Source organism: Synechococcus sp. PCC 7336 (assembly GCF_000332275.1).
GTDB lineage: Bacteria > Cyanobacteriota > Cyanobacteriia > Thermostichales > PCC-7336 > PCC-7336.
Window position 1 is genome coordinate 3,235,163 of the sequence record NZ_CM001776.1, and the last position, 21,770, is coordinate 3,256,932.

The following is a 21,770-nucleotide window of genomic DNA, read 5'->3' on the forward strand; positions in this document are numbered from 1 at the left end:
GCATCCCGGCAATGGCAACCCAGCCATCATATCGCTCCGCAACGCAGCCCCGGTTGAAGCTGAACCCGCAAACAGTCCAAGCTGAGGTAAAAGCTCTCCGACCCAAACACCAGAGTCAGCTCCGAAGAAAGCAACACCACCAACAGCACCGCGATCGCCCTCCCCCCAGCCACCGCCTCAGCCACCTCATAAAGCCCAGCCTCTTCTCCCCGCTCCCTCAACAGCAAAGCGATCGCCTCCTCCAACTCGCGAACCCCTTCCTCGTGAGCCAGCGCCGCAATCTCCTCGATCGTCCGAGCCTGCTCCCGCTCCGCCTGCGCGAGCGCCTCCACCTTTGACCCATAACGCACCCGAGCTCCTCTAGAGGATCTGACTCGCTTGGGCGGTTGCAGCAATTCAGGCGGGGATTCGTAAGCGGCCAGATTGAACTGAGCCTTATCCCCCAGTAACCCAATCAACCATTCATCCGTGAGCTGCGCGCCCACATAACGCTCTTCCTAATCGAGCAACATCCCCTCCGCCCGAAGCTGCCAGACCGAGACAATCCGACCCATCGCCTCCCCCGCCAACAGAAGCCGCTGCTGAGCAGAGAGTGGCAGTAACGCCGCGTCCAACCCCTTCAACAGCCGTCCCACCTCCACCTGTTGAGGCAAGCGCTCCGCCGCCTCCAACTCCCCCCACAAATCCAATTCAAGTTGTCGGTCCGGCATCCCCCCCCCCTCACACCAGCAACGGGCAAGGGCGAATCGGACAGCAATCGACCGGACGCTCCACCACCGTCGAAAAGCTCTCCATCGCGACCGAATCGCTACGCTCGAAGGTCGCGAGCATCTGGCGGATGTAAGCATCCAACTGCTGCGATGTCCATCCCAGGCAGTGAACCGTCTCGATCTGGGCCACCTGGCGCTGGTGCATCCACAACTGTGCTCCCAAAGCATGGGGAGTGCGAAGTACGGAGGCGGTTGACTTCGAGTCGCTGCCCACGCCCCCCGCGCGGGATCTAAACGAATCTCAAGTCCTCGCCCTGTACGAAGCCTTGCAACAACGAGGTTCGTTTCGGTTGAGGGATAGTGCCTTGGTTGTCGTCTTGGCTCACGGGTTGAGGGCGAATGAAGTCGAACAGCTCGATGTGGGGCATTACGACGGCGTTCGGCTTCACATTCGTCAAGCCAAAGCCGATAGCACTGGCACCGTTCCCCTCAGTCGGCAAGCCCGAAAGATCTTGGATGAGTATCTGGAGAGTTGCCTAGCAACAGACAATGCTTTGAGTGCGGATGCCCCCCTATTTGTCACGTTGGCTCCTAATTGTCCGGGCCAGCGGCTGAAATACAAGGGGATCTATCGTGTTGTCAAAACACTGGGGGCGATCGCAGAGATTCCCAATCTCACGCCCCACCGATTGCGCCATACATTTGCGACCAACCTGCTGCTGTGGGGGATGGACAGCTTGCACGCCCGGACCCTGACGCGACACAAGTCGGAAGGCAGTTTCAAGCGCTATGCCAAACGAGCGATGCAAGCGGCGGCTGAGCGGGCCTATTACGAGGCGATCGGTGAGGATTGTCCTGAGGAAAGACAGACGGAAATCTTCAACGCAGAATAGACAAGATCCCTGCAGTAAGCCGACAGAGGCTTAGCAATTATTAATCGATCGGCAGATGGAGCCACGGCTAAATCTCGATAAGCTGCTCTTAATCGTCAAAATCGCGCTCTGGGGTTGGCCATGCGTACTCGGAAGGCTCTGCAGAAAAAGGCTTTTTCCCACTCTCGATCTGCTCCAGTACCGAACCCACTGGCGTCAAGACCCTTTGCTCCTCCGCCGGAGGCGATCGCCGCACCGAAGCTAACGCTAAAGGAGAAGATGGCAACGATCGAGCGATCGGGACGCGGCGGATATAGCCTATCCAAGATGAAGATTTACCCAAGTAATTTTGAGCCCCCTCAAATGGTGCAGGCAAAGCTGGCGATCCGTGCGCCTGGGGACAAGCACGAGCAGGAAGCAGATCTAGTTGCACGCCAGGTGGTGAGCCGGTTGAATACGCCAGAACCTCAGCAGACAGTAAGGGGCAAGGCACTTCAACGGGTGGATCTGATAGACGACAATGAGTTGAGGATGAAGCCGAAGATCGCTCTTCTCCAACGGGTTGAGATGTTGGACGAAGAGGAATTACAGATGAAGGAGAGTGCTTCTCCCCAACAGTTAGAGCTGACGGACGAGGACGACAAATTGCAGATGAAATCCAATAAAGAAGCTGTGCAGCGAATGGCTACTGAGGAGGACGAACTGCAACAGAAGTCTGCGGATTCACAGCAAGCTGGTGTAAACAAAACAGGCATGCCGGCTCGATTAAAGACCGGCCTGGAGCAGCTCTCAGGCCTCGACCTGTCGGGTATGCGGGTGCATTACAACTCCGCTAAGCCAGCACAATTGAACGCCCTAGCATATACGCAAGGGCAGACCATCGAGGTGAGTCCAGGCCAAGAGAGACATCTGGCGCATGAAGGGTGGCATGCGGTGCAGCAGATGCAGGGGCGAGTCAAGCCGACGATTCAGGCCAAGGAGGTGGCGATTAATGACGATAAGGTATTGGAGCATGAAGCGGATGTGATGGGGGCGAAAGCCACGCAGATACGCTGCTCGGGAAAAAGTGCTTTTGAATTTCCTATCCATTCAAAGGCAATTGCGCAAGCTGACTCCTTGGCTGTATCTGATCTAAGAAATCTCTATCAAGTTAACGCCAACTGCCCCGAATACCATGCTCAATTGAAGATGGAGCAGTTGATCCAGGCAAAAGCCCCGAGCTCACAACCAGTTATCCAAAGGGTGATACCTGAAAATTCGACCAAAGGGGTATTGAGCGATATGAACCTCATGGACAACCTGCCGATAACTGAGGCGACAAAAGATATGGGCTCTACAGGCAACCCTCCTACGGGGGCAGCTGCCCCACAGTATACGATCGACATTCAGACCTTTAGAACCGGGAGGGGTAAAAGATATAAGGGCAAACTGAGGCTGACTCAAAGAGCAAATGAGGGGGACGTTACATCCATGTATGTAGGTGCCGGGACTTATAACACCCATTTTAAGTGGGTACCTGATGATGAAGTCCGGTTCCAGCGTTTGGACCCGGCTACAACCCCGGTGCGAAATCGCCTTACCACACTCAATAGAACGCGAGAGGCAATTAATTTTGACGAGGTATATGTAAATGTGTCAAGTCGTATTGCAAACCTCTCAAGGTTAGCGGAAGTAGAACACCTTGACGATATTCGGCATGCCTATCAAATTAGTCTCTATGCTGCAGAAACAGCCATTAATAAAGTAATTGAAGATATGCCCAAAGATGGATTTGAACCCATCGGTGGTAGAACAGGCTTCAAAAGTGAAGAATCCACAAGGAGTTATATAGAGAAACTGATCTTTGATAGGTTACCAGACAGTTCCAGTGGTTTAAGCAGGGACCAGTCGCAATGGTTAAGGCAGTATCTTAATCTAAGTGCAATGACCCAAAATCGGGACAACCAAAGCTGGCATTATTTTGATATTCAATCTAGTGGCTGGTGGTATAACAACAAGGTTTTACAAACTCTTGCACAGATTCTAGATGAATATGGAGGCGTAGACCAGGAAACTCCTGCCAACCTCATCCATTATGTCGATGTAGTTATCGGAGACACCTTGGCAATTGGTCAGTATCCATCAAACGAGGTGGTTCATTTTTAACTCTCTTCTGTCATATCGAGATAAGCTCGATAAATTGACAGGTGAATTTACTGGGGATCTAACTACGTGGTCGGGTAGCAGAGCCATATTGCTACAGCCTCCATCAACGGGTGAAACCGCCTCGAAAGCTCGCGATGCAATTGATTCCACCGTTCCCAGTAAGCCTGGGATGTGGGCTGTTTTCGGTAGAGCAGGCAAACCTCGCGTACTGTCTGCAGGGGCAGATCGAAGCGTTGGGCGATCGCGGCAAGTTTGCCATCCAGCACACCAGCAAACGCCAGCAGATCGCCCCGCTGCTTGCGTAAGGACTTACGGAGTGTTCGAATCGTGGGATGCTGCTTGCCCTCTAATTTCTGGAGCTCAACAACGATGAAGTCAAACAGTTCCTGACGCACCTCCAGGGATGGCCCCGCCAGTTCGAGTACGTCATGACAGAGCCACTGCAACAGTATTTTGAGATCCTGAGCCAGAGGCACCAGCCTGCGTTCTCGTTGTTTGGCGTGGACCAAGCGACTGTTCATCTGTCGGGTGACTCGGTGGGTCAGTCTGGCCTTGGCAATCTGCTGCTCTAGCTCTCGTCGGCGATTAGTCGCCCCTTTTGCTTGTCTCGACAAACTATTGGCGACGGTGGCAAATTGCTGCTGGATGTGGAAGACATCCCCATGGCAGTCAATCTCGGGCATGACTGCTTTCTGGCCAGCTCTCAAAGCTGCTCCCCCATCCGCAATGGTGTAGCACGGCTGGAATCCTTGCTCCATCGATTCGAGTAAGTACCAACCCCAGGTGTCTTCATCTCTGGTCTCCACTCCCTGCAGCAAGTAGCAGTAAGTTGAGGCGGCATCAACTCCCGCCAATACCGGTTGAGCGCCCTGATAAATCTCGTCGTGGAGACCGACCTCAATCGTAGACAGGTCTTGGGATTGATTGATTTTCATAGCACTCGCAGCTGCCGTTTGGAGGCGATTGTGGATCGTGCTGACACTGATGTGTAGGTCGAACAGATCGCGAAACAGTTCGACGACTCCTCGATAGGAGCAGTGGCAGATCGGCACCAACGCCAGGATGAACTGGAACAGCCAAGCTTTGGTGATGGGTAGATGGAACAGCACCTCTTGGTCATCTGGGGAGGGCGCAAAGGACTCATCGAGCACCTGTTGGGCTTGGTTCGCCTGTTGATAGACAAATTTCCGGCTGACCTGCAGCTCCGCTGCCAGATGGCTGATGGGTTCTGACTTGGAGAGCGCCTGAATGGCGATCGTTTTGCGAACTTCTGGGCTTAAGCTGGCTGCGACTGAAGGGGCTGATTTCATTCGGTGCGATCGATTCGGAGCGGCGACGACAAGCATTCAGATTACACCGATCGCTCCACCCGATCGCGTCGAAGGTGTAACCCGCAATTGTTTCTATGATGGATTTGGGTGTGTTGAGGGCATGTGAGCTCTACTTGGAAAGGAATTTAGTCTCTACGGAGAGCGAGGTACCCAATGAAGAAACCTACCAAACACATCTCCTATTCTGGGAAAGATATTTTCGTGGGAATTGACGTTCACAAGAAAACCTATTCAGTTGTTGCCAGGGCTGACAGTGAAGTCGTCAAGAAATGGACGACAGCAGCCTCACCACAGGGACTTGCAGAACAGCTTCTCAAATACTTTGAAGGGGCAAGAATCCATACTGTCTATGAAGCTGGGTTCTCTGCATTTGTTCTACACCGAGAACTGGTGAAATATGGAATCGATAGTATTGTCGTTCATGTCCCTTCGATTGAAGTAGCCGTTAACGATCGCGTAAAGACTGATAAACGAGATGCCCATAAACTGGCTTCTCTGTTGGAAGCAGGACGTTTGAAGGGAGTTCGAATCCTAACCGAGGAAGAAGAACTACACCGCATGCTCAGCCGAACCAGACAACAGCTTGTTGAGGACCGAACTGCTGTCGAGAATAAAATTAGAATGAAGTTCCATCAACTGGGGCTCATCAACCATGACGACAATCGGAGAATGAGTCACAAGCTAGTCAGGGAGTTGCTCAAGCAGAATCTTTCGGAAGAGCTGACTATTGCAGTTGAAGCCTACTGGGATATCTGGAAGAGCCTAGATCAACAGATCGCTAAATTAGACAAAGTGCTGAAGCATCAGGCTGAAAGTGACCCCAATGAGAGTACCTACCAATCGGCCCCTGGAATCGGGAAGATATCAGCTCGGGTTCTTTCTAATGAATTAGGAGATATGTCTCAGTTTAAGAATGAGCGCCAGTTGTTCAGTTTTACAGGTCTAACGCCGAGTGAATATTCAACCGGTGAAAATATCCGAAGAGGGCACATTACCAAGCAGGGCAATAGCAGAGTAAGAGGAATATTAATAGAAATTGCTTGGCGTGCAATTGGAAAAGACAAGGCATTAGTCGAATTTTTTGAAAGACTCCATCCTCATACCGGGAAGAAGCGAGCCATCGTAGCTGTTGCCAGAAAGTTGATTGGTAGAATTCGGGCGGCTTTTCAACATGGAGAGGCTTACCGAATGGGATATTAAGACCATGAAATTCTCTTGGATTTCGACAGGGTTTTGTGTAACTTTAGAAAAGAAAGGAGTATAAAGCGATTGAGAATTCATCGATAGATTCTTCAGCTGTGACCGCGTGCGTGGTTCTGTGAGTGGTTTACCAACTACGTTATATTTGATTGCGGCGCAGCACCTTCACAACGAATGAGGAAAGTGTGGCATCGTTACGACGATGACTACGGATGGTTGATTGTCGAGGAGATTTCACGATCGCACTGCTCTGAGTACTTTAAGGATAGTATAAAATGTTTGAAGATTAAGATCGTTCACACGAGCGTCATCGCCATTGACAAATCCACATGGTTGAACCACGCCCCGAATTCAGGGGTGCCGATTTACGAGTTTCAATCCCTGAGAGGGTTTCAGCGTAATTGCAACTGCGCCTTCGATCGCCTTCGATCGCAATCAGATCGAGTTTCAATCCCTGAGAGGGTTTCAGCGTAATTGCAACTTTATCTACCATAAGGCTTAGCGGAAGTTATCACTCATGTTTCAATCCCTGAGAGGGTTTCAGCGTAATTGCAACCTATTAGATGATTCATTATCAAAATTGATTAGAGAAGAAGTTTCAATCCCTGAGAGGGTTTCAGCGTAATTGCAACAGTAGATGGTACGAGGGATGGGGGAAATTCTCTGAAGTTTCAATCCCTGAGAGGGTTTCAGCGTAATTGCAACTCAAGATTTGACTATTGTCAATACCCAGTAACTTTCTGTTTCAATCCCTGAGAGGGTTTCAGCGTAATTGCAACTCCCTGCACTTCAGGCTCGCAGTGCGGATTTAAATGTTTCAATCCCTGAGAGGGTTTCAGCGTAATTGCAACATTATACTCCCGAAAGAGATCGACCTTGCTCTTACGTTTCAATCCCTGAGAGGGTTTCAGCGTAATTGCAACCGTTTGCGATCTGGTGTCATGCTCGCATTTTCTTTGTTTCAATCCCTGAGAGGGTTTCAGCGTAATTGCAACGTCGAGCGTTGTAGCTCAGTCAAATACTTGGGTGGGTTTCAATCCCTGAGAGGGTTTCAGCGTAATTGCAACGTCGTTGCATGAGTGGGGCGCTCGGAATATCGTTTCAATCCCTGAGAGGGTTTCAGCGTAATTGCAACTCGACGCTCGCGCAACCGCTGCCGCTGCCGCTGCAAAGCGTTTCAATCCCTGAGAGGGTTTCAGCGTAATTGCAACGAATCTATTCCCAAGCCTTCTACTCAAGTGGGATGGGATGTTTCAATCCCTGAGAGGGTTTCAGCGTAATTGCAACAACCCGCGCGCCCGCCCAAACAGCTCCCTATCCTCGTTTCAATCCCTGAGAGGGTTTCAGCGTAATTGCAACATTGACGGTGGGGCAGCAGAGTGCGATCGCTCTGAGTGCCACGTTTCAATCCCTGAGAGGGTTTCAGCGTAATTGCAACTAGCGTATTCAGGATCGAGTCGCATGAGTGATTCGTTTCAATCCCTGAGAGGGTTTCAGCGTAATTGCAACCGTCTTCATATTGGACTTGAGCGATCGCCCCCTCGTTTCAATCCCTGAGAGGGTTTCAGCGTAATTGCAACACGCAAGCAGATCCCACCAGAAGCATTGATGTCGTTACGTTTCAATCCCTGAGAGGGTTTCAGCGTAATTGCAACCCGTCCCTCCTCCCAGCCTCGATCTCAATCGAGATGTTTCAATCCCTGAGAGGGTTTCAGCGTAATTGCAACTCGGATTCCATCGAAGTCCACCCACAATCGAGGAAGTTTCAATCCCTGAGAGGGTTTCAGCGTAATTGCAACGGCAGTACGCCCAGTAGCAAACGTCTCACTCCGTGTTTCAATCCCTGAGAGGGTTTCAGCGTAATTGCAACTGTCGTCAACGCAAATCTAAAGCACTGGTTTTATTGTTTCAATCCCTGAGAGGGTTTCAGCGTAATTGCAACCACAGCTTGGTGAAGTTCCTCAGCCGTAAACCGGCGGTTTCAATCCCTGAGAGGGTTTCAGCGTAATTGCAACCCGCCAGCTCGCTGAACCCTAATGGATGATTCTTTTGGTTTCAATCCCTGAGAGGGTTTCAGCGTAATTGCAACAGGAGCGAGAACAGCCGGAGTTGGCGACGGTATCGTTTCAATCCCTGAGAGGGTTTCAGCGTAATTGCAACCGAACGAGCCTCATCGAATCGGGCTTTCTGCTCATCTGTTTCAATCCCTGAGAGGGTTTCAGCGTAATTGCAACCCTCAACAATTGCTGGCTCCCATCGCCCATCGGGGTTTCAATCCCTGAGAGGGTTTCAGCGTAATTGCAACCCTACGACGACACCTGGTATCGTGGCTTTCTTTTGAGTTTCAATCCCTGAGAGGGTTTCAGCGTAATTGCAACCTTCAGACGGGAAAAAAAGGGTGGTGGAGAGGGCAAGAAGTTTCAATCCCTGAGAGGGTTTCAGCGTAATTGCAACTTACAGGAGTGCAATGCCATTATCACCACCTCCCCGGAAGAGTTTCAATCCCTGAGAGGGTTTCAGCGTAATTGCAACTTATTGTCGCGAATGTAGATGACGATCTACTCGAGTTTCAATCCCTGAGAGGGTTTCAGCGTAATTGCAACTCCCAGCCTTTTAAAGAAGTCCTCAAAGTGATTCTGGTTTCAATCCCTGAGAGGGTTTCAGCGTAATTGCAACTCGGGACACCTAGCCCTATCTCCTGAAGCTCATTAACTGTTTCAATCCCTGAGAGGGTTTCAGCGTAATTGCAACTGAAAAATGCCTCTAGGATGGGGGGCGATCGCCCTGTTTCAATCCCTGAGAGGGTTTCAGCGTAATTGCAACAATCTTGGGGAGTGCAGGCTCGTACTTGAACTTTTCCGTTTCAATCCCTGAGAGGGTTTCAGCGTAATTGCAACGGGCAGTAGAGCTAGTAATCCCCCGGTCGTCCCCCCGTTTCAATCCCTGAGAGGGTTTCAGCGTAATTGCAACAGCTCCGCCGCCAAACTCGCGGTGAACATTGGCACGTTTCAATCCCTGAGAGGGTTTCAGCGTAATTGCAACCAGAAGCTCCCAATGCTCCCCATCAATGCGATACAGCTTGTTTCAATCCCTGAGAGGGTTTCAGCGTAATTGCAACAGTCAATGGGATGGGCTATTCCCTCCAGATCGAGCGTTTCAATCCCTGAGAGGGTTTCAGCGTAATTGCAACCAATGGGGGTTTAGTGATTACGCATGTCGATAAAAGTTTCAATCCCTGAGAGGGTTTCAGCGTAATTGCAACACTTCGCCCTTTCGCCCGCCTCACCGGCCCAACCATGTTTCAATCCCTGAGAGGGTTTCAGCGTAATTGCAACGAAATATCACGTATCCTCACTACTGTCTGCGAGCGAAGTTTCAATCCCTGAGAGGGTTTCAGCGTAATTGCAACAAAAGGCGCTTGCCCTCTTGCCGTATCACAATTCGTTTCAATCCCTGAGAGGGTTTCAGCGTAATTGCAACTGCCGCAGCTTGCAAAATTGCTCGATTGTGTTTTTGTTTCAATCCCTGAGAGGGTTTCAGCGTAATTGCAACTGTCGCTCGCAATCCGCGCCAGCGGGGTTTCAAAGTTTCAATCCCTGAGAGGGTTTCAGCGTAATTGCAACTCTTGCGCGTTTGACCTTAAATTAAGTGGCCAAAAGTTTCAATCCCTGAGAGGGTTTCAGCGTAATTGCAACTGCTGCCCGCTTACCGCAGCAAATTGAGAAGTCCGGTTTCAATCCCTGAGAGGGTTTCAGCGTAATTGCAACTTGTTTTCACCGGGCACCTGAAACCAAGGACTCCAGGGGTTTCAATCCCTGAGAGGGTTTCAGCGTAATTGCAACACAACTGAGGTGGTCATAACCGCAACTGCGGGAAGTTTCAATCCCTGAGAGGGTTTCAGCGTAATTGCAACTTCTGAGTAGTCCTCAGGCCCTACTTTAGCGAGTAGTTTCAATCCCTGAGAGGGTTTCAGCGTAATTGCAACCGCTAGAAGAAGCTACTTTCCCTCGAAGTCTGCCGTGTTTCAATCCCTGAGAGGGTTTCAGCGTAATTGCAACAAAATTAGAGAAGAAATGGCCGCGCGGATCAATGTTTCAATCCCTGAGAGGGTTTCAGCGTAATTGCAACCGTAGCCACTGTTTTTACTCCAAAGGATTGGCTGGGTTTCAATCCCTGAGAGGGTTTCAGCGTAATTGCAACTTTGAACCCACGAAAATTCATGCGGTAAGTAAGCTCAAAGTTTCAATCCCTGAGAGGGTTTCAGCGTAATTGCAACTGGTGGCGATGTGCGTTTCTCGGCAGTCGCTAACTCTTTTGTTTCAATCCCTGAGAGGGTTTCAGCGTAATTGCAACAATTCGCCGGCCATATCGAAACTGCAGTCCTCGGCCGTTTCAATCCCTGAGAGGGTTTCAGCGTAATTGCAACCGCGCAAACTTGCTCAAGAGATCGTGAAAGCAATCGTTTCAATCCCTGAGAGGGTTTCAGCGTAATTGCAACAGATCGCGAGGCACCGACTGCTTTCAAGAAAAGGACACGTTTCAATCCCTGAGAGGGTTTCAGCGTAATTGCAACTTTTGACAAATACAGGGCCATCCGCATCGGGTGTGGTTTCAATCCCTGAGAGGGTTTCAGCGTAATTGCAACAATAATGGCAGCGGCCATTTGCGAGCTCTGCAGCACTGTTTCAATCCCTGAGAGGGTTTCAGCGTAATTGCAACCAGAATTTCAAGCTCTTCTTCTAGCACTTTAACTCGTTTCAATCCCTGAGAGGGTTTCAGCGTAATTGCAACCCAGCAAGAAGCAATAGCTTTGGGTATTAAGAAAGTTTCAATCCCTGAGAGGGTTTCAGCGTAATTGCAACGGTCCATGCGGAAGCTGCGCGAGGATTATTCCGGCGTTTCAATCCCTGAGAGGGTTTCAGCGTAATTGCAACAGTACCAGTACTGCCAGTTCCCGTCACTCGTCTCGTTTCAATCCCTGAGAGGGTTTCAGCGTAATTGCAACGTTCGAGTCAGCTTGGGCAGAATATTTTTCTTTGTTGGCGGTTTCAATCCCTGAGAGGGTTTCAGCGTAATTGCAACAAGCTCGTAGTGCTTGGAGATTTCAGCCACAGAATAGTTTCAATCCCTGAGAGGGTTTCAGCGTAATTGCAACGGTTCTGGCTTCGCCCGTTGTTTAGTCAACATAAATTCCAGGTTTCAATCCCTGAGAGGGTTTCAGCGTAATTGCAACTTTATTTTTTTGGCGATCGACTCTATCGTTTCTTGGTTTCAATCCCTGAGAGGGTTTCAGCGTAATTGCAACAGTCGGGATTCTTTTTGGCATTTTTCTGGTACTGGTTTCAATCCCTGAGAGGGTTTCAGCGTAATTGCAACGCCAATAAAATTTGAAGCGAATTCGGCTGGGAGGTTGTTTCAATCCCTGAGAGGGTTTCAGCGTAATTGCAACGTGAAGCCCCTGCCGGTTTGCGTGAAAGAAATTAGTTTCAATCCCTGAGAGGGTTTCAGCGTAATTGCAACAGGGGCAGGAAAAATATTGGATTTTCCGACTGACGACGTTTCAATCCCTGAGAGGGTTTCAGCGTAATTGCAACAGGTTGTCGCCGCCAGCCAATTGCGCGCTCGATCGGTTTCAATCCCTGAGAGGGTTTCAGCGTAATTGCAACGCTTACGTGCTTGCCACCTCGGCCCTTGAGAGCCGTTTCAATCCCTGAGAGGGTTTCAGCGTAATTGCAACCTGAACGCCTACGGGCCGTACGTGCTTGGGTTTCTGTTTCAATCCCTGAGAGGGTTTCAGCGTAATTGCAACTCGTGCTCTGCTGGCACTGTGCGCAGAGTGGAAAATTGGCGGTTTCAATCCCTGAGAGGGTTTCAGCGTAATTGCAACATACTTGCGCCGATCGTAGTCTGGAAGCGAGCCGTTTCAATCCCTGAGAGGGTTTCAGCGTAATTGCAACGCTGTTTGAGAAATTGCTGGGTACGAAGGCTGCCGCGTTTCAATCCCTGAGAGGGTTTCAGCGTAATTGCAACTAAGCGGTCTTTTGCCGCAGCTTGCAAAACTGCTTGTTTCAATCCCTGAGAGGGTTTCAGCGTAATTGCAACCTGAAGGGTATGAAACCGGAAGTCGACTCTTCGGGGAGTTTCAATCCCTGAGAGGGTTTCAGCGTAATTGCAACCGGCACCCTAGATGGCGGGGTGTGGGGCTTCACCCTGGCTCGTTTCAATCCCTGAGAGGGTTTCAGCGTAATTGCAACGGGAGAACCTCTTAGCCTTGAGGTTCTCCCTTCTGTTTCAATCCCTGAGAGGGTTTCAGCGTAATTGCAACTCGGCGCGTTGTGCGATCGCGTTACCTCGCCGGTTTCAATCCCTGAGAGGGTTTCAGCGTAATTGCAACAAAATCCTCGTTGAAGTTAGCGTTGGCCCTTGTGTTTCAATCCCTGAGAGGGTTTCAGCGTAATTGCAACCGCAGGCTCTGAGAGGGTTGATATATTTAGTTTTCAAGGTACAAACGCGCGAACCAACCACTTGCTCATTCACTAGAGTATCCTAGACTTCCAAGATTAGAACTATGAGTTAATAAAAACTTGGCAGAATCAGCATCAGAGCGATCGCGCGAACCTCCATCACCCTTCAAACACCTGAATCCCTCACCCAAACCGACATCCAACCCCCTATCCCCTCCCCGCCAGCCCAACAACCCCCCATTCGCGCAGCACCCTCAAGCAAAATAAATACTGCCATCATCCAACCGCTCCCCACCAATCCGCTCCACCTTATGGCGACAACATTTGCAGAGAAAATAAAACCGAACGCTATCGCACTCAGCATCAATCAACTGATTCAACCGCATCCTCAACTTGGCATACTGTGTCTCCGTCAACTCGCACTCAAATAAACTAAACTGCATCCACTGCCCGTAAGACTTCAACACTCGATGAATCTTCGTCCGCCGCTTATCATCAGAAACGTCATAACTCACCACAAAATACATCGCGCCCCCTTACCTCAACACCAATGGAGGATACTGCTCCGTCTCCCCCATCAAAAACTTCGCCAACAACCGCGCCTGTAACTCAAACGCCTCCCGATACGTACACTTCTTCTTCAACACCGGATGCTGAAACACAGTCTGCTTCTTCTGCTCGTAAAGCCGTAAAAACATCCGCCGTCCCTCTTCATCCAAAGACACTGCCCCACTCACCGGCTCCGTCTCAAACTGCTCCACCCTCAACTGCTTGCGATTGAGTGCCGCCAACACGACCGCATCCACCACCAACGGACGAAACTCCTCCATCAAATCCAAGGCCAACGACGGACGCCCGTACCGCTCCACATGCAAATACCCGCAATAGGGATCGAACCCCACGACATTCAACGCCCCCTGTACGTCATGCCTCAACAGCGCATAGCCAAAACTCAACAACGCATTCACCGGATCGGTCGGCGGACGCCGATTGCGCTGGCCAAACTGAAACTCCCCATTCCGAATTAAAGCCCCGAACGCCCCAAAATACGCCGCACTCCCCGCCCCCTCAAGCCCCCGCAAGCGATCGATCTCCCGAACCGCCTCCAATTGTCCGATCGCCCGCTTCACCTGAGCGATCGCCTCCGACAACTCCAAACCGACACCATCCCGCTGCGCCCGCAACAGCCCATTGCGATAGTTCTTCAACTTGCCTCGAATCACCCCCCGCGCCACGCAAACTGCCTTATCCGTCTGACCCACCGCCTGCCACTGCGCCGATCGCACAAACACATTCTTGCTCAGCTCCGGCTCCAGCCTGCCTAAAAACCGTCCCCCAGCCGTCAAAAAACTCATGGGAATATTGCGATCGAGTAACTCCGAAATCGCCGCCGGAGAAATTGTCGCTCGCCCCAACACCACCACCCCATCCACTTTCAACAGCGGCACATCCAACAGCGTCTCGCGCTCTGCCCGCACCCTCAGCCGCTCGTCTGTCTTGCCAATAAACGCCCCAGGGCGCGTCACATACACCGTTCCCATCACAATCTCCTATGGCATTTCTCGATAGCGATTCACCTTCGCTGCTGCTTTTGGCAAACAGCGCGATCGCAAGCTACATCCTCGACAGCGAGGCGAATACACCGCCTGCGGCATTGCTCCCGTCTCCAACAATCGGCGCACAGAGGCGATCGCCGCGATCGTCTTCTCTTTAAGGGATTCCGACATCTCCACCTCTCGCCGCTGCCGAGTTTGGGCGCAATACAAATATCCCCGCATCACAGGCGTCCCCGTCATCTCCTCCAAACACAACGCCTGCGCGCAGAGTTGCAATTGGTCGTTCTCACTCTCCCCGCCCAACTTGCGCTTGTATTCCACCGGACGCCACACCCCCGCCTCCGACTCCACTAAATCCGCTTTGCCCACCAAGCCATATCGCTGCGATCGCAGCCAAATCGCCCGCACCTGCCAGACCTCCTCCCGATAGCCCTCTCCCACGCTATGCACCCGATGGTGAATCGCCGTCCCCTGAATCGTGTACTGATTCTCGGCAAACTCCCCCGCACAAAACATCCGCCAGCAGCGATGGGGGCAATAGGCATATTGATTGAGAGCGGCGATCGGCACCCACTCATCTGCCGGAATCGAGGTTTCTCCTGGTGTACTGCTCATCGATCGCGCCTCGCCATACCCATCCCCATCGGCGTCTTGCGCCCGACCCCGGCATAGAGGGCAAAATCCGCCAAGGTATTGAGCTGTTTGATGGTGATGGAATCGACCTGCCCCAAGATCTGGAACGTCACTTTCCCGACACAGCCCACGAACTGATTGCTGGGGTCTGTCTTGGCTCCGGTGTGCTGAAACTGGCTGCGGGGATCGGTGGCAACTTCGGTGCGAATGTCGAAGTAGCTGGGCTGGAGGACATCGATCATGTCTGCGGAAAATTCCAGGTCGCTGTAGTGGTTCCAGCGGCGGAGCAAACTGCCGAAAACGCGATCGGGGGTCGGTAGGGCAGAGTCGTATTTGCCTTGGCGAAAGGCGGTAGGAGTGTAGAACTGGAGGGCGAGTTTGCGATCGCTCTCCGAGGCCCGTTCGTAGAGTTCGGCATAATTGCAGAAATTCGCCCAAGGCTGCGTACTTTGAGGCGTACCGAGAATACTAGTGATGTGTAAGTTCGCAGGCCCGAGATGCCAGGGGCGATTGGGATTGAGGTTAAGCCAGAGGGCATTGAGTTGGCTGAAGAGGCGATCGTCCAAGAGGGAGATTCGCCACCAGCAGGGGGTGCCGGAGGAAATAGGCTTGCGATAGGTCCACCGCAGGAGAGGCGTGGAGGCGCTAGCCTGTCGACTCCGAGGCTGTTGCACAATTTGTAAGGGGCTGAGAGTGAAGGATTTGTTGCCCTGATTCGCGTGGAGCCGATCGCCCATCTCAGCATCAACGGTGCTGACAAGGGTGAGGAATAGGGCATGGAGGTGTTTGCCGGAGGTGAAACCCGGTGGAATAGGGGATTTGGGCAGGAGGTTGAGGACGAGACTGTGGGGCATGGGTTATGCAATTCCAGCGAGGAGTTGGACGACTTGTGCGAGGATGGCCTGCTCGAACTGCCGCTCGCTGTAGCGATCGCCTAGGTCGAGAAAATCGAAGATGTATTTGTCACAATTTCTGCCACCAATGGTGACAGTTTTTCGTTTCGGTATGTAATCCTATCTGGTGAATGAGTTGTTGAGCTGTGTGCTATCGTGGCTAATTGCTAAATCGATACTCCATATTCACAGGTAGCTTGAGCGGTTGGTCGAGCCCTTCAAAAGTAAAGTGCTCCCCGACCATGCGTACATTACGAATCAGGCTCACTGGCGGCATGTTGATGGTGTCATAGCTCAACACTGGGTTGGTAAACATGACATCCAGCGGGTTCAGTGGATAGGGAAAGGTAAACTCCCTAGATGCATTGCGTTTGGGATTAGATAGTTCCTGCACATCAACTTTAGCCTTACTCATCCACTTGCCCAGCCGAATCCAGCGAGGAAAGCTGAGAGGCTGTTCGGAGATAACGAAGAACTCAAACTGACTTTCAGGGGCAATCTCCTTGGCGCGACCAAAGCTGGGAATGTTCTTCTGAGTTTTCTGCATCTCAACGTGATAGCGGTTGTCCGCATACTTCCAAGTGTTGAGCACCGTTGCATGACGAACAGCCCTAGCGGGAGTGACGTAAATTCCCTGTTGATTGAGAGGAGTTAGATGCGCCTCATACATCGGCACTTGCTCTCCACAGAAGTAACGGTAGGTGCTTTCTTCCGGCACTGTAGTGGCATATTTTTCACTGTCTACCAGACCCAGGGCATAGCAGAGCGCGTAGTTATGCAGCACGGGTTCCGTCTCGTAGAGCCGGCCAATTTCCCGCGTGGCGTAGTAAAGATTGTCGTGCAGTTCTAGGGTGCAGCGATAGATGTGAGGCATGACTATGACCTCGCACTAGCAGCCTTTTTCTTGCCAATATGCTGAGTGGCATAGGCTTTGGCTTCATCATCAGCCTGTTTCAGGATGGCCTGAATCCCCTCCTCACTTGCCGTCAGAGATTTGACTTCTGCCAGTAATGCCTGAAAATCCTCGCCAATGAAATCGGTATGCACAATGAATTCCTCAGCCATAAGGGATTGAATGGCGGTCTTGGCTGCCTGAGCCACATCATCCTCATCGAGGGGATCGGGGGCTTTGAGAGTGTCATCTGCTTGCATTCGATCGTAGATGGCTTGCGTCCAGCGTAGATTACTGACAATCTCGCCATCGGCAAAGACTGCACCGATTAACTCGTTACGAACTCGGCCCGTGCGAGTGGTTTGTGCCCCATAATGGCGAGTTCTCAGAATGTTATTGAAGACATAGAGAAAGCTGGCTTCTGTCGGATCTTTGAGGGTGACGATACTGGGAAAGAAGACTTGAGGGCGGATGTGGTCTTGCTGATTGATACGACTGGTGACTTCCCCTGGCTTCGAGCCCTTTTCACCTTTAGAAGCCATTGTGCCGCTTTCAAAGGGAGCATTCAGGGTGAAGGTTTCGTGGGATTCATCGAAGGCTGTAATGGAAAATGCTGTATCGACAACCACTTTAGACTTTTCAGAACCAGAGTCTCCAATTGCAAACCCATAGATAATACAGTCGGGGTTATCCATACCAAAGGCAACATTGTATTCGCATTCTTCGGGCTTGACGAACCCATAGGTGCGGAGCAGTTCTCGTCCTACCAGGCGCTCGGGAGTAGACTGCTTGCGCTTGAACATGGATAGACGGCTGATGGTGTTTTTATCTTCTACGCCTGCCCGAACCCGTGCTTTATTGAGTTCTCCATCCGTCTGAAAGAGTGGATAGGACTCCGTAATGCGTACTGTCAGGAAGTGAGCGTACTTTCCCATCGGTTTGTATGGGATTTCGGCGTGGAAGAACTTAGAGTCTAGAGTGTTTAGAAATGTCATGATAGTTACGCAATAAGGGTTGAAGTAAGCAAAAAACTAGGCAGTCAAAGCTTGAACTAGAATTCTCATTAGGGGGTCAACATCATCAGGAAACCGATAGCTATCGAGACCCCGATCGATATGCTTTGCTTTGCGATCGAGCAGGCCAAATTCCCAAATTTTACCCGTCGTGACTGCGCCTAGAATGCGATCGACCGGATTGTCAGATTCCCATCGATCTAGGGCAATGAGTTGAGCTGCTAATTGACTAAATCCAAAGTCTAAATCCTCTTTTTTGGCCTCAACGATCAACAGTTGATTCTGACTTTCGAACAGGTAATCCAAATATCCTTGCAATTGTTCAGTAACTTTGATGGGATATTCAATGCGGATTTCAGCTTTGGTGTAATGAATTAGATCGAGTATGACAGGAGATATCAATATTTCTCGGCGGGCTGTTTCGCTAGATAAACTCACGTAGGGTAATGTTTCTTCGATACGATCGCGGAGGTCGTGAATGCGATCGAGTTCACCTCGATATTGAGGTAGGTTAAGACGCTTGCGGGTTAGGGTATAGCCAAACTCTTCGGCCAAATCCTTGTCAATGAGCTTGAGTTCAAAGATTTTGCTGAAGGTATAAGAAGTATTGGGATCTAAGACTTTCATCCGTCCTCCTCCGATGTGTTGCTGGTTGAGTCTGACGCCTGATTCTCTCGATCTTGCTCTAGGCGATAGAGAAACTCGCAAGTGTCTCGAATCAGATTGAGTTGGCGGCCTGCTAAGCGAGCGCGATCGCCTGCAAATGCTTGTTCGAACACGTCAACAACGAAATAGCGGGCGAAGTCCAATACCTTTTGGCGCTCCTCTTCTCGCTTGCTCACAACCCAACGTCCTTCAGCCGTTGAAGCATGAACCCGATCCATCAGCTTGAAGACCTCAGCGGCCACAACCGTGACGAGGGCTTCGTCGTGGAACATACTAGATTCGGCTTTGAGGATGGTGTCAGCAGCAATATCGATGGGCTTCAACACTGCATTTGCCTTGGGGTTATAGCGCTTGTTTGCGCGATAAAACTGTCGATACAGTTCGGTGAGTTGCTTGGGGTGGTTCAACAATGATTCTGGTTTCAAATCCCATGTCTCCTTGTCAAAGTTGTAGTTTGTGTAGGGGTCAAAGCAGGGGTAGAAGTGTTGGGCGTAGAGCTTGATTTTCTGAGGGCTGGGGGCATCGGCTTTTTGTCCTCTACTCCACTTCGCTAAGTAGGAAAAGACATAGAGGGGGCTGGTCTCGATATCTTTTGCCAGTTCCGTAAAACGACCCCAGTTGGCGTCATACCCACCTTTGCCCTGCTTGGCGTTGACATCCATGTGAATGGCGTAGGCTGCGGTCAGCGTATTTAACGGAGCAGAGCGCTTGGTGCCGCTGTTGTCCGTCCAGCCGTCGAGGATGGTGTCGAGGCGAAACCGATCCCGACCCATCAGGGTGCGAAAGGCATGGGGGGCACTGTCGAGGAAGACGCTTTCTTCAAATTCGGCTCCATCGGTAAAGGGCGGAATCGGGGACTCAGAGACAACGGTTTTGACATCCAGAATCATCGGAAAGGCGAGGGCAAGCCAGCTCGGCATCACCCAGGATTCAGTGTCAGTGCTGTCGCGCCCTGGCGGTAGTGCCATGAAGTAGAAGGTCAGGGGCTTGTCTTCGGGGTAGGAGAGCTTGAAGGTTCGATCGCGCTTGAAGTTGGGGTCGTCGTCGGGTAGCTGCTTGCGCTGGTCTAGGTTTTCATCCATCAGAAAGGCATCAACGGCTCGATAGCGGCTGCGGCTGAAGTCGGCCTCTAGTTGCTTGCTGATGAAGTGATTGCGGATGCGGGTGTCGAAGTGGGTTTGGGCGATGTTGGTATAGGCTCTGTGCAGAAAGCTGTTAGTTTCTGGGGTGAAGTAATAGGTTGGATAAAAGTAGAGGTAACGGTATTTGCCATCTTCAAACCGTTTGCCCACAGTCTGGGTCTGGTTCATCAAAATCTGCCGCAGCATCATCTCGACACCCGCAATGCTAGAGATATTACGCTTGGCATTGGAGCCGCCCAGGTGTTGCTTGTTGGTATAAACCTGGGGGGTGAACAGTACCGCTGATTCCATCTGTTCGCTGACGGAATAGGGTGAATGGGAAATCGAGCAAATCATTTGCCGTCCCCGTCCCGGTTTCTTGGCGGCGTTATAGTAAACCAGCTCTTTTAGAAAGATCTCCGCCTGTTCTGATACCGATGATGATTGGGATTGACCGGGCAGCATGACCACGTTGCTCACCCACTGCCGCAGATCGTCCCAGCCATCAGACAGCTCGTATTGAGCGACGATCGGCTGAGTGAGTTGGGTTATGTAGGCGATCGCGTTTCGACAAGTTTCGCGCAGATCTTCAATGCCAGGATTTTGCTCCAGAAACTTCGCTGCCAAGAAATACCACTCGTAGGGCACGCCCCCAGTATTGCCCTTAAGTTTGAGTTGCTTGAGTGTTTCGTTAATGCGCTGAATCTCTCGGATTTGAGCCAGATACTCAGACAACTGCCAAAACTCAGCGACTTTGCGAATGATGTTGTCGGGCAAAACGGCTTCGTCGATCGCGGGCAATTCCGCCAAATCCTTCTGCTTTTTGCGCGCTTTAGCCCGTTCTTTAATGACAGTTTCGAGCTGTTTCACTCGTTCGCCCCAGATCTTGCGACTCATCAAATCGCCAAATTCTGCGAGCTGGTCAATGCGAATGTCGTCGGTAAAAGTGAAGCTGTAATCGAGCGAGAGAACGCCTCGCTGTTGAAAAGCAATCAGGTTTTCGCTGCGCTTGGTGGCGACTGACAGTTTATTGGGATTCAGGATGCGCAGGGTTGCATCTAGAGCCACCTGCATTAGGCCGAGATCGTCGAAGAACAAGTTGTAGTAGTCGGCATATTTCATCCCCTTGCCATCGCGACCGAATCCGGTTTGTCGCAGGCGGAGCTGTCCGGCACAGAGTTCCTTAATGCTGGCAATGACGCGATTGGGCAAGCTGTTGGGGCTGACAGTAGGGGCCGATCGCGCTGCCAGATAAATGACACCCGTAGGGAGGTAAAGCAGGGGCGTGTAATGCTCTTCTGGACCGTTGAGGCTGGTGTGGGCATCCATCAGGGCGTTGTTGACGACGTTGGTGAGTACCCCTCGGTTTTCGGAAATTGCATGATAGCTAAACCGAAGCTGCCCGTCGCTCAGGGCGTGAATAATTTCGTTTAAGCCTGAATGTTTTGCATCTTGAGGGTGCTTGATAACAGAAGCAAGGCGATCGGCCAGACAGGTGAGATCGGCCAAACAGCGGAGGGTGCGATCGCGCAGGACTGGATTCAATCCATCCTCTGACAAATTGAGGTTGGTGTCGTTGCGCCGCTGGGCATTGTAGGCCAGAAATAGCAGGTCATCTAGATATTGCTGCCATTCATTAGGTTGGGTTGGGCAGATGAATCGATCGAGTTCTAGAGCCTTCATCAATACGGCGATCGTTTCCCGGTGTTCTGCAATGGAGCGCTTGCGAATATCTTGTTCTGGATCTCGCCGGATAGCTCGATAGACTTCTGGCATTTCGGGAATCAGATCGTAGTCAAACTTCTCAAAATCGTGCAGGATAAACCCGGACACCAAAAGACGACGTTCTCGCGCTTTAACAAGGCGCTTGACAGTGGTATCGAGTCGTTCTAACCGTTGCTCAATCAGATTGGCGGGGAATAATCCGTTGAGGAGGTGGGTGTTAAGGGATTGGTCGGCGGCATTATCGCGACGGATGGGATTTTTGCCCTCAGCGATACGTCTGGGATTGACGACGCGATCCAAGTATTCTGCGAAGAATTTGCCACCTTTGGCGGTTACACCGACTGTATACTTCAGCAGATTGGGTAGGACAATCTCGGCAAAGTCCTGCATTACTGCATCGTCAGGATGTTGGGTCTGAATTGCTTCCCTCAGGAGCTTGAGGGTGAGCAGTTCTCGTGCGGTGGGTTCTATCGTGCGATCGCTTTCTTCGTCAAAACCATAATCACTGTCTAAGAAACCTAAGCCTTCATCACTTATTTCGTTTAGCAT

The 21,770-nt window shown here is 51.2% G+C and carries 16 protein-coding genes and 1 CRISPR repeat array; of the genes, 3 read left to right on the forward strand and 13 right to left on the reverse strand.

What is annotated here, in order from left to right:
- Positions 1 to 26: 26 nt before the first annotated feature.
- The 3 genes from SYN7336_RS15585 to SYN7336_RS26200 are packed head-to-tail and all read right to left on the reverse strand — an operon-like array spanning position 27 to position 915.
- Positions 27 to 485, reverse strand: a complete 459-nt coding sequence (locus SYN7336_RS15585; protein ID WP_017326881.1) for a hypothetical protein — start codon at positions 483 to 485, stop codon at positions 27 to 29.
- A gap of 12 nt (positions 486 to 497) precedes the next feature.
- A complete protein-coding gene (locus SYN7336_RS15590) occupies positions 498 to 710 on the reverse strand; it encodes a hypothetical protein (RefSeq protein ID WP_017326882.1) in 213 nt (70 codons plus the stop codon).
- A gap of 10 nt (positions 711 to 720) precedes the next feature.
- Positions 721 to 915, reverse strand: coding sequence for a hypothetical protein (locus SYN7336_RS26200; RefSeq protein ID WP_017326883.1), 195 nt, complete (start codon positions 913 to 915; stop codon positions 721 to 723).
- Positions 916 to 943: 28 nt separating this feature from the next.
- Here SYN7336_RS26200 and SYN7336_RS26205 point away from each other — a divergent pair, with 28 nt between their 5' ends.
- On the forward strand, positions 944 to 1,603 hold the full coding sequence (locus SYN7336_RS26205) for a site-specific integrase (RefSeq protein WP_017326884.1): 660 nt from the start codon (positions 944 to 946) through the stop codon (positions 1,601 to 1,603).
- Between the two features lie 95 nt (positions 1,604 to 1,698).
- Here the strand turns inward: SYN7336_RS26205 and SYN7336_RS31010 are convergent, their stop codons facing one another.
- Complete coding sequence (locus SYN7336_RS31010; protein ID WP_156820172.1) at positions 1,699 to 1,908, reverse strand: hypothetical protein; 210 nt, start codon at positions 1,906 to 1,908, stop codon at positions 1,699 to 1,701.
- 1 nt (position 1,909) lies between these two features.
- Between SYN7336_RS31010 and SYN7336_RS29030 the strand changes: the two genes are divergently transcribed.
- Positions 1,910 to 3,727 (forward strand): DUF4157 domain-containing protein, encoded by a 1,818-nt coding sequence (locus SYN7336_RS29030; protein ID WP_227498521.1) that lies wholly within the window; start codon positions 1,910 to 1,912, stop codon positions 3,725 to 3,727.
- A gap of 62 nt (positions 3,728 to 3,789) precedes the next feature.
- On the opposite strand, the gene SYN7336_RS31895 is transcribed toward SYN7336_RS29030, so the two are convergent.
- The gene (locus SYN7336_RS31895; RefSeq protein ID WP_017326886.1) at positions 3,790 to 5,037 is read right to left on the reverse strand and encodes a hypothetical protein; all 1,248 of its coding nucleotides are present in this window, start codon (positions 5,035 to 5,037) and stop codon (positions 3,790 to 3,792) included.
- Positions 5,038 to 5,211: 174 nt separating this feature from the next.
- On the opposite strand from SYN7336_RS31895, the gene SYN7336_RS15615 reads away from it, so the two are divergent.
- Complete coding sequence (locus SYN7336_RS15615) at positions 5,212 to 6,258, forward strand: IS110 family transposase (RefSeq protein ID WP_017326887.1); 1,047 nt, start codon at positions 5,212 to 5,214, stop codon at positions 6,256 to 6,258.
- Between the two features lie 371 nt (positions 6,259 to 6,629).
- Positions 6,630 to 12,722: direct repeats of the CRISPR family, unit length 37 nt; unit sequence GTTTCAATCCCTGAGAGGGTTTCAGCGTAATTGCAAC.
- Between the two features lie 254 nt (positions 12,723 to 12,976).
- Here the strand turns inward: SYN7336_RS15615 and cas2 are convergent.
- The 8 genes from cas2 to cas10d form a co-directional block, all read right to left on the reverse strand.
- Complete coding sequence (cas2, locus tag SYN7336_RS15620) at positions 12,977 to 13,249, reverse strand: CRISPR-associated endonuclease Cas2 (protein ID WP_017326888.1); 273 nt, start codon at positions 13,247 to 13,249, stop codon at positions 12,977 to 12,979.
- Positions 13,250 to 13,258: 9 nt separating this feature from the next.
- Entirely contained in the window at positions 13,259 to 14,263 is a 1,005-nt protein-coding gene (gene cas1d / locus SYN7336_RS15625; protein ID WP_017326889.1) for a type I-D CRISPR-associated endonuclease Cas1d, read from the reverse strand.
- Between the two features lie 9 nt (positions 14,264 to 14,272).
- The gene (gene cas4, locus SYN7336_RS15630; RefSeq protein WP_017326890.1) at positions 14,273 to 14,893 is read right to left on the reverse strand and encodes a CRISPR-associated protein Cas4; all 621 of its coding nucleotides are present in this window, start codon (positions 14,891 to 14,893) and stop codon (positions 14,273 to 14,275) included.
- A complete protein-coding gene (gene cas6, locus SYN7336_RS15635) occupies positions 14,890 to 15,765 on the reverse strand; it encodes a CRISPR-associated endoribonuclease Cas6 (RefSeq protein WP_026101051.1) in 876 nt (291 codons plus the stop codon). The genes cas4 and cas6 overlap by 4 nt, the downstream gene beginning before the upstream one ends.
- 199 nt (positions 15,766 to 15,964) lie before the next feature.
- The gene (gene cas5d, locus SYN7336_RS15640; protein WP_017326893.1) at positions 15,965 to 16,678 is read right to left on the reverse strand and encodes a type I-D CRISPR-associated protein Cas5/Csc1; all 714 of its coding nucleotides are present in this window, start codon (positions 16,676 to 16,678) and stop codon (positions 15,965 to 15,967) included.
- A gap of 2 nt (positions 16,679 to 16,680) precedes the next feature.
- Positions 16,681 to 17,691: a type I-D CRISPR-associated protein Cas7/Csc2 gene (gene cas7d / locus SYN7336_RS15645; protein WP_026101052.1), complete on the reverse strand. Its 1,011-nt coding sequence runs from the start codon at positions 17,689 to 17,691 to the stop codon at positions 16,681 to 16,683.
- 36 nt (positions 17,692 to 17,727) lie between these two features.
- Positions 17,728 to 18,336 (reverse strand): hypothetical protein, encoded by a 609-nt coding sequence (locus SYN7336_RS15650; protein WP_017326895.1) that lies wholly within the window; start codon positions 18,334 to 18,336, stop codon positions 17,728 to 17,730.
- Positions 18,333 to 21,770 (reverse strand): type I-D CRISPR-associated protein Cas10d/Csc3, encoded by a 3,438-nt coding sequence (cas10d, locus tag SYN7336_RS15655; RefSeq protein WP_017326896.1) that lies wholly within the window; start codon positions 21,768 to 21,770, stop codon positions 18,333 to 18,335. Before cas10d ends, SYN7336_RS15650 begins: the two co-directional genes overlap by 4 nt.